Here is an 8,927-nt window from a genome sequence, read left to right as displayed (position 1 = left end):
GTCGTTGTTCTTTTGGAATTGAACGGAAGGTCTTACACCCTCAAAACACCGCAAAGCCGAAACCCCGCAGCGCCGAGAGCGCTTGTACTTCCATTCCAAAAACGTGACCGTCGAAGTCTATTCCATGAACCGTCAAAAGCCCGAAAGCTCTCTCAGATCCGCGCAACGTCCGCCGCCCACGTTTCTCTTTCTCATCTTCAATTGTCAAAAAACAGACAGAGCCAGAGCCCAGTCTCACCGCAAATGCTCAATGCCCGAAAGCAAAAACACCGCAAAATCTTCCACACAAGAGCCTCAAGCACATCTGCCCGAAACCGCCAAGCCGCCACAAAGTCAAGAAACTTCAGAGCGAGTTCGTCGGTCGCCAGCAGCGCCGCCGCCCTCGTTGGTGTGCGGTTTATAGATCCGGCGATGACGTTTCGTCAACAGCTGTGTTTCAAAAAAATGACATTTCTTGTAACTAATTGTAACTTAATAGTTTTCTCGTTTGCGTGACCTCTTAAGCTGCGTTGAGCTTCTCTTTTGGCCGCGACAAGCTCGGGGAATCAGCTTTTCAGCGTTCGGAGAGTTGTGTCTGGCCGCATCGGTTACGCATCGGTTATCAGTGCTTTGGATGTGTGCGCCAGCTTCGTGCACTTTCTGTCACCTCCCTGTATTATGGCCGCATGACCGAGCCTGTTTTTGCTTCCCTTCCCGACCTTCCTGTCAAAGCCGTCCTGCGCGAGATCGGCACCGCGCTTTCCGAGAGTGGCGTCGCCGTACTCTCTGCGCCACCGGGCGCAGGCAAGACCACGCTTGTGCCGCCGTTTCTGCTCGATGCTCCGTGGAGGGGAGACGGTCGGATCATTCTTCTGGAGCCGCGGCGGCTTGCTGCACGGGCTGCAGCCGGACGAATCGCGTCTCTTCTTTCCGAAGAGATCGGTGAACGGGTCGGGTACCGGATGCGGCTCGACAGTCGCATTTCCGCGCGGACGCGGATCGAGGTCGTGACGGAGGGCGTTTTCGCGCGCATGGTTCTCGACGATCCCGAACTGACGGGTGTTGCGGCCGTTCTCTTCGATGAATTCCACGAGCGGTCGCTCGATGCCGACGTGGGGCTGGCGCTGGCACTCGATGTGCGTGCCGCCTTGCGCGAGGATCTGCGTATTCTCGTGATGTCGGCAACGCTCGACGTCGAACGGGTAGCGGCGTTGCTCGGCCATCCCCCCGTCATCGAAAGCCATGGCCGAAGCTTTCCCATCGATATCCGTCATGGCGAACGATTGCCGAACGAGCGGATCGAGGACGCAATGGCGCGGGCGATTATCGAGGCACATCGGAGCGAGGATGGTTCGATCCTTGGCTTTCTGCCCGGTCAGGCGGAGATCAAACGAACGATCGAGCGGTTGCAGGGTCGCCTGCCCGCATCGACCGATATCATCGGCCTTTATGGAACGCTCAGCCAGGCCGAACAGGATCGCGCGATCCGGCCCGTCTCCGGCGGGCAAAGGAAAGTGGTTCTGGCCACATCGATCGCGGAGACGTCGATCACCATTGATGGCGTGCGGATCGTTGTCGATAGCGGGTTGCAGCGCCTGCCGGCCTATGAGGCGGCAACCGGGATTACGCGGCTCGAAACCGTGCGCGTTTCCAAAGCATCGGCGGACCAGCGGGCCGGTCGCGCGGGACGAACGGAGCCCGGGATCGCCATCCGGCTCTGGCATCCGGGTCAGACAGCCGCGCTGCCGGCCTTCACGCCGCCGCAGATGCTCGCCAGCGATCTCTCGGGCCTCGTGCTCGATCTCGCGCATTGGGGGGTGACCGAGCCGTCCTCCATGTCCTTTCTCGACGCTCCGCCAGCGCCCGCCTGGCGCGAGGCACGAGCCTTGCTCGCCTCGCTTGGGGCTGTGGATGCCGAGGGGCGACTGACGGAGGCGGGCCGGCAGATCCGCGAGCTTGCCTTGCCGCCCCGGCTTGCTGCCATGGCGGTGGGTGCGGCGGGCGAAGGTCAGGGGATGGCGGCCTGTGAGATCGCGGTGCTTCTGACGGAGCAGGGTCTCGGGGGAACGTCGGTCGATCTGGAAGATCGGCTGCGGCAGTTTCGCGGAGATCGGAGCCCGAGGGGCGAAGCGGCGCGCGGGCTTGCGCGGCGCATGGCAGCGGGGCTCGGCATCCAGCGCCATGCTTCGGCAGGGCCGGTGCTCGCCGGCGCTCTGCTGATCCGCGCCTTTCCCGACCGGATCGCCCTGCAGCGGGGCGGACGCGGGCGGTTCGTGATGGCGAACGGGCGCGGTGCGGAGCTCGCCGAGACCGAGCGGCTGGCCGGCGCCACCATGCTCGTCATCGCCGACGTCACCGGGTCGGCCGGACGGCACCGGATTCTCTCGGCGGCCGAGATTCGACTCGGGGATGTCGAGGAACATTTGCCGTCCGCGATCACGACCGGGAACGAGACCTTCTTCGACCGCCAGAGCCGGCAGGTGCGGGCGCGACGCGTGACGCGGATCGGCGCCATTGTGCTGGAGGAGACGCCGATGGCGCGGCCGGCCGGGGCGGATGCGGCGCGCGCTCTGGCGGACGGCGTGCAGATGCTGGGGCTGGACGTGCTTCCATTCTCGAAGGAGGGGCGCCAGTTGCGGGACCGGATGGGGTTTTTGAACCGGACACTCGGAGATCCCTGGCCCGACGTCTCCGATGCAGGTCTTCTTGCCTGCCTTGACGACTGGTTCGTGCCCTTCCAGACGGATGCGCGAGGATTGAGCGAGATCGAGCCGGGCAGCCTGACGCAGGGCCTGATATCGCTTGTTCCCGGCGCATCGAGAGACCTCGCGACGCTCGTGCCGACGCATTTCGAAGCGCCGACAGGCAACCGTCATCCGATCCGCTACGATGGCGACGAGCCGGTGCTGTCGATCCGGGTGCAGGAGCTGTTCGGGCTGACCGTGCATCCGTCCATCGGCGGAGGGCGTATACCGCTGCTTCTGGAACTCGTATCACCCGGCCAGCGGCCCATTCAGACGACGCGGGATCTGCCGGGTTTCTGGACGGGCTCCTGGAAGGAGGTGCGCGCGGACATGCGCGGGCGCTATCCCAGGCACGCCTGGCCGGAAGACCCGGCACAGGCCGCGCCGACGGCGCGCGCCAAACCAAGGGGAACGTGAATGGCACATCAGGATACGGCCCTGGAGACCGCGGCAACCGGATCGCGCGAGCCGGACGATCCGACCGCCAGCCGCTCGCTGCGGCTGCAAACCATCGTGCGGCTGCGCTGGCTGGCAGTGGCCGGGCAGTCGATCGCCATCATCATCGTGGCACTGTGGCTGCGGTTTCCGATGCCGCTGATCGCCTGTTTTCTGCTGATCGCGCTTCTCGCCGTCGTCAACATCTATCTGACGCTGCGCTATCCACCCGCGCACAGGCTCCATCCGGTCGCAGCCTTTACGCTTCTCGGCATCGACCTCGCGCAGCTGACGGCCCTTCTCTACATGACCGGGGGCATTGCCAATCCGTTCGCGCCGCTCGTCTCGGTTCCGGTGATCATCTCCTCGGCCTCCCAGCCGAAATGGTACAGTGTCGCGCTTGCGCTTCTGGCGGTGGCAGGCGTCACGGCGCTTGCCTTTTCGCCCTATCCCCTGCCTTGGTACGATGGCGCTGTGCTCGTGGTGCCGCCGGCCCTCATGGTGGGATTCTGGTTTGCCATCGTCTCGACCACCGCCTTTGCCGCCTTCTATACCTATCGCGTTTCGCTGGAGGCAAGCGAGCTGGCCGAGGCCCTGGCCGCGACCGAGCTGGTGCTGCAGCGCGAGCAGCATCTGTCGCAGCTCGACGGGCTGGCGGCAGCGGCCGCGCATGAGCTCGGCACGCCGCTGGCGACCATCAGCGTCGTGGCAAAGGAGATGGAGCGCGAGCTTGGCAGCGATCCGAAATATGGCGAGGACGTCCAGCTTCTGCGCAGCCAGAGCGAACGTTGCCGCGACATCCTGCGGCGGTTGACGACGCTCTCTTCCAACGACGAAGCGCATATGCGCTATCTGCCGCTCTCCTCGATGATCGAGGAGGTGCTGGCGCCGCATCGGGAATTCGACATCGAGATCAAGCTGGTCGAGACGTCCGGTCGCAAGGGCGAGCCGGTGGGCACGCGCAATGCCGGCATTCTCTACGGGCTCGGCAATCTCGTCGAGAACGCGGTCGATTACGCGAAGACCGAGGTCGTCGTCACCGTAAGCCATTCGGCCGGGCGCATCTCGGTGACGATCGAGGACGATGGCGACGGCTATGCGCCCGATATTTTGAGCCGCATCGGCGAACCCTACGTTACGCGGCGGCAGCGGGACGATACCGCGGGCGGACTCGGGCTCGGGCTGTTCATCGCCAAGACGCTGCTGGAGCGGTCCGGCGCGACGCTTGCCTTCGAGAATGGCGGGCCGGAGAAGCCGGGCGCGCGTGTCAGCGTCGAATGGCCGCGGCATCTGATGGACACCAAGCCGGCGAAATGAAGGGTTGCGCCTTTCCCACGGCGTAGCCGATCCTTATCTATTCCCCAAGAGAGACATGAAGGATCGCGCCATGAGCGAGAAAGCCGATGCCGGGCCGGCCGGCGAGACTGTTGGACCTGCCGCTGACGATGCAATCGGGCTCGATCCGTCGCTGCTGATCGTCGATGACGACGGGCCGTTCGTGCGCCGGCTGGCGCGGGCAATGGAGCAGCGCGGCTTTACGGTCGAGATCGCCGAATCGGTTGCCGACGGCATTGCCCAGGCAAAGCGGCATCCGCCAAAATATGCGGTGGTCGATCTGCGGCTCGGCGACGGCAGCGGCCTCGACGTGATCGAAGCGATCCGCGGCTGCCGGGACGACACGCGCATCATCATGCTGACCGGATATGGCAATATCGCGACCGCAGTGAACGCGGTGAAGCTCGGGGCGGTGGACTATCTGTCGAAGCCAGCGGATGCCGACGAGGTCTACAATGCCCTCGTCCAGAGCGACGGCGACAAGGCAGAACTGCCGGAAAACCCGATGTCGGCCGACCGCGTGCGCTGGGAGCATATCCAGCGGGTGTTCGAGATCTGCGAACGCAATGTGTCGGAGACGGCGCGCCGGCTGAACATGCACCGGCGGACGCTGCAGCGGATCCTCGCAAAGCGGGCGCCGAAATAGGACGTCAGAGCGCGCCGTCCTGCGCGCCGGACATGATGTCCTGCAACGGCGAGGCATCGCCCGCGCCGCCGACGCACCATTCCGCCAGCATCAGCCGCTGGGCTGCGGCCCGGGCGAAATTGAGCGTGACCGATTTGCGTTGCGGAGCCGAGAGCCGGTGCTCCGGCGCATCGCGGATCATGTCGGCGCCGTAGCCATCCGAGAGGAACAGGCCGCAATCGTCCGGGAAGATGTCGAGCGGCACCTCCGCATGGGTGGCGAAGAACAGCCTGTCGCAATGCAGCCTGTAATCCGGCCATTTCCGATCGACCCTGAAATCCTCGATCGACGTCTTGATCTCGACGATCCAAATCTCGCCCTTCGGCGAAATCGAGGCAAGATCGGCCCGGCGACCTCCTGAAAGCGTCAGTTCCGGCATGACCGCGTGTCGCAGATCGTAGAGATAGCGTTGCAGGCCGCGGCGGACGAGCATCGCGCGGCGGGACTGGCGCCCATCGACGAGCGGCGTGGTGGCGTGGAGCGAGACGATCGGCATGGCATCTTCCTGTCTGGCATGCGCTTCAAGTGCTTGGATCGTGGTCCTTGTTGCAAAAAAACCATCCATGACGAATTTGAATCAGCAGAACTTCATGCTGCAGCGCATTCCCTTGCAAGGACCCGGCGAATGGAAAATAAGCGTAGTGGCTGATGGTCGAACCACTCGAGCCGTCCTTCGCTTCCTTTTAAGAGATTCTCATGCGCACCCGCAACGCATTCTTCCTGTGCAGCCTTCTGGCAAGCGTCGCTCTAGCCGGTTGCTCGACGGCACCCGTCACCGCGTCCAATACGCCGATCCAGCATGTCGCGACCAACCAGATCTTCTCCGACGGCTATGGCCCGGTCGAAGATCATGGTTATGCGCTCCCGGCGATCCCGATCAACCGTGTCGATCCGCGCTTCCATCGCCAGATCGTCGATTACGCGACGAACGAGCCGGTCGGAACGGTCGTGGTCAACACGCCGAACCGTTTCCTCTATTACGTGCTGCCCGGCGGCAAGGCCGTTCGCTACGGGATCGGCGTCGGAAAGCAGGGCTTCGCCTGGCAGGGCCGCGCCTATGTCGCGTGGAAGCAGGAATGGCCGACATGGCATCCGCCGAAGGAAATGGCGCAGCGTCGTCCCGACGTCGCCCAATATGTCGAGGCCGGCATGGGTCCGGGCCTGCGCAACCCGCTCGGCGCGCGCGCTCTCTATCTCTTCAATGACGAAGGCAAGGACACGCTGTTCCGCCTCCACGGTACGCCCGAGTGGAATTCCATTGGCACGGCTGCGTCTTCGGGCTGCATCCGCCTGATGAACCAGGATATCATCGACCTGTATTCCCGCGTTCGCCCGGGCAAGAACACGCTGGTCGTCGTTCAGCAGTAATTGGCCGATCACGGCCTCATCGCCGCCATTCAGAGAAAAACCCGGATCGCTCCGGGTTTTTTTATGCGTATCCCATGTCGTTATACGGTTTCCGGCTGATCGCTTCGCGAACCGGTAAGAAGAACCAGCGAAAATCTCTGGCCGGAAGGCCAGATTTTCATTCGACTTATACCAACTGCGGCGCCTTGCCCTGACGGGCCTCGCTATCGCGAGGCCGCTTTCAGTTCGAGACGGCGGCGGTGCAGGACCGGCTCGGTATAGCCGTTCGGCTGTTCGCGGCCCTTGAAGACGAGATCGAGGGCTGCCTGGAAGGCGACCGAGCCCTGGAAATCCGCAGCCATCGGGCGATAGGCGGCATCATCGGCATTCTGGCCATCGACGATGCCGGCCATGCGCTTCAGGGTCTCGGTGACCTGATCGGCCGAGACGACGCCGTGGTGCAGCCAGTTTGCCATATGCTGGGCGGAAATGCGCAGCGTGGCGCGATCTTCCATCAGGCCGATATTGTTGATGTCGGGAACCTTGGAGCACCCGACGCCCTGGTCGATCCAGCGCACGACATAGCCGAGAATGCCCTGTGCGTTGTTGTCGAGCTCGCGCTGGATCTCTTCCGGCGTCCAGTTCGGGCGGGTGGCCACGGGGATGGACAGGATATCGTCGAGCCGGGCGCGCGGGCGGCTCTTCAGTCCCTTCTGGACCTCCGCGACATCGACCGTGTGATAATGCGTCGCGTGAAGGGTCGCCGCCGTCGGCGAGGGAACCCAGGCGGTGTTGGCGCCGGCCTTGGGATGAGCGATCTTCTGCTCCAGCATGGCGGCCATCAGATCCGGCATGGCCCACATGCCCTTGCCGATCTGGGCATGTCCGGCAAGACCGCAGGCGAGGCCGATATCGACATTCCAGTTTTCATAGGCCGCGATCCACGCCGCCTGCTTCATGTCGCCCTTGCGGATCATCGGCCCGGCTTCCATGGATGTATGGATTTCATCGCCCGTGCGGTCGAGGAAGCCTGTATTGATGAACACGACACGCTCGCGCGCGGCGCGGATGCAGGCCTTGAGGTTGACCGTCGTGCGGCGCTCCTCGTCCATGATGCCCATCTTGATCGTGTTCGGCGCCATGCCCAGCGCCTGTTCGACGCGGGTGAAGATCTCGCAGGCGAAGGCGACTTCGTCCGGCCCGTGCATCTTCGGCTTGACGACATACATCGAGCCTTCGCGCGAGTTCATGCGGCGATCGGAGGGGCCGATGTCCCGGAGCGCGAGCAGCGCCGTGATCACGGCATCCATGATGCCTTCAGGAACCTCGCGACCGTCGCGGTCGAGGATCGCCGGATTGGTCATGAGGTGACCGACATTGCGCACGAGCATCAGCGCGCGACCCTTCAGCGTGGTTTCGCTGCCGTCGGGTGCCGTCAGGGTAACATCCGGATTGAGCCGGCGGGTGAAGCTGCGGCCACCCTTGGCAACCTCTTCGGCAAGCGTGCCGTCCATCAGGCCGAGCCAGTTGCGGTAGATCAGCGTCTTGTCTTCGGCATCGACGGCGGCAACGGAATCCTCGCAGTCCATGATGGCGGTGATGGCGGATTCGAGCACGACGTCAGAAATATGCGCCGGGTCACCGGCACCGATCGCGGTCGTCGCATCGATGACGACCTGGACATGCAGCGCGTTGCGCGTGAGGAAGATCGACGCGGGCGCTGTGGCGTCGCCCGTGAAGCCTGCGAACTGGGCCGGGTCCTTCAGCGAAAGCGCTCCGTCATTGAGGGTCAGCCGGCCGTCCGCGACCGAAATCGAGCGGAGGTCGGTCCAGCTGGCACCGTCAAGGGGCGCGCTCTCATCAAGGAAGTTGCGCGCCCAGGCGATGACCTTGCTGCCGCGCGCCGGGTTGTAGCCCTTGCCTTTCTCCGCGCCGCCCTCATCGGAAATCGCGTCCGTGCCATAGAGCGCATCGTAGAGAGAGCCCCAGCGCGCATTGGCGGCGTTGAGTGCATAACGTGCGTTCATGACGGGAACGACGAGTTGCGGCCCGGCGATCGCAGCGATCTCGGGATCGACGTTGTCGGTCGAAACCGTGAAATCCGGGCCTTCCGGCAGAAGGTAGCCGATCTCGGTCAGGAAGTCGGTATAGGCCTTGAGATCGACCGGCACGCCGTTTTCGCGGTACCAGGCGTCGATTTTCTCCTGCAACGCATCGCGAACCTGCAACAAGTCCCGGTTCTTCGGTGCGAGATCATGGACGATCGCCGAGAAGCTCTCGAAGAAAGGGCCGGCCTCGATTCCGGTTCCCGGCAGCGCCTCGTTGACGATGAAGGCGTAAAGGCCCTGTTCGATCTGCAAACCCTGAATATCGATGCGGCTCATGAGGTCTCCTCGCTCTTT

Annotated in this window: 6 protein-coding genes; 4 read left to right on the top strand and 2 right to left on the bottom strand. The window is 63.7% G+C overall.

Annotation, left to right across the window (positions count from 1 at the left end; genetic code table 11):
* Positions 1 to 665 precede the first annotated feature (665 nt).
* The 3 genes from hrpB (at position 666) to GA0004734_RS03320 (ending at position 5,139) form a co-directional block, all read left to right on the top strand.
* Positions 666 to 3,140 (top strand): ATP-dependent helicase HrpB, encoded by a 2,475-nt coding sequence (gene hrpB / locus GA0004734_RS03330; protein WP_092935855.1) that lies wholly within the window; start codon positions 666 to 668, stop codon positions 3,138 to 3,140.
* Positions 3,141 to 4,475 carry an ActS/PrrB/RegB family redox-sensitive histidine kinase gene (locus GA0004734_RS03325; protein WP_092931183.1) on the top strand — a complete coding sequence of 445 codons (1,335 nt, stop codon included), beginning with the start codon at positions 3,141 to 3,143 and terminating at the stop codon, positions 4,473 to 4,475. It begins immediately after the preceding gene.
* Between the two features lie 70 nt (positions 4,476 to 4,545).
* Positions 4,546 to 5,139, top strand: a complete 594-nt coding sequence (locus GA0004734_RS03320; RefSeq protein ID WP_092935853.1) for an ActR/PrrA/RegA family redox response regulator transcription factor — start codon at positions 4,546 to 4,548, stop codon at positions 5,137 to 5,139.
* A gap of 4 nt (positions 5,140 to 5,143) precedes the next feature.
* On the opposite strand, the gene GA0004734_RS03315 is transcribed toward GA0004734_RS03320, so the two are convergent.
* Positions 5,144 to 5,674, bottom strand: a complete 531-nt coding sequence (locus GA0004734_RS03315; RefSeq protein ID WP_092935851.1) for an MmcB family DNA repair protein — start codon at positions 5,672 to 5,674, stop codon at positions 5,144 to 5,146.
* Positions 5,675 to 5,874: 200 nt separating this feature from the next.
* Here GA0004734_RS03315 and GA0004734_RS03310 point away from each other — a divergent pair, with 200 nt between their 5' ends.
* A complete protein-coding gene (locus tag GA0004734_RS03310; protein ID WP_092931181.1) occupies positions 5,875 to 6,546 on the top strand; it encodes a L,D-transpeptidase in 672 nt (223 codons plus the stop codon).
* 203 nt (positions 6,547 to 6,749) lie between these two features.
* Here the strand turns inward: GA0004734_RS03310 and GA0004734_RS03305 are convergent, their stop codons facing one another.
* Positions 6,750 to 8,909 carry a malate synthase G gene (locus GA0004734_RS03305; protein WP_092931179.1) on the bottom strand — a complete coding sequence of 720 codons (2,160 nt, stop codon included), beginning with the start codon at positions 8,907 to 8,909 and terminating at the stop codon, positions 6,750 to 6,752.
* Between the last annotated feature and the right edge of the window lie 18 nt (positions 8,910 to 8,927).

This window comes from Rhizobium sp. 9140 (assembly GCF_900067135.1).
Taxonomy (GTDB): Bacteria; Pseudomonadota; Alphaproteobacteria; order Rhizobiales; family Rhizobiaceae; genus Ferranicluibacter.
This window is presented reverse-complemented; position numbering and strand designations above follow the sequence as displayed.

Coding starts and splice junctions, on each gene's coding strand:
- GA0004734_RS03325 (WP_092931183.1), top strand. CDS start 3,141: ATGGCACATCAGGATACGGCCCTGGAGACCGCGGCAACCGGATCGCGC.
- hrpB (WP_092935855.1), top strand. CDS start 666: ATGACCGAGCCTGTTTTTGCTTCCCTTCCCGACCTTCCTGTCAAAGCC.
- GA0004734_RS03320 (WP_092935853.1), top strand. CDS start 4,546: ATGAGCGAGAAAGCCGATGCCGGGCCGGCCGGCGAGACTGTTGGACCT.
- GA0004734_RS03310 (WP_092931181.1), top strand. CDS start 5,875: ATGCGCACCCGCAACGCATTCTTCCTGTGCAGCCTTCTGGCAAGCGTC.
- GA0004734_RS03315 (WP_092935851.1), bottom strand. CDS start 5,674: ATGCCGATCGTCTCGCTCCACGCCACCACGCCGCTCGTCGATGGGCGC.
- GA0004734_RS03305 (WP_092931179.1), bottom strand. CDS start 8,909: ATGAGCCGCATCGATATTCAGGGTTTGCAGATCGAACAGGGCCTTTAC.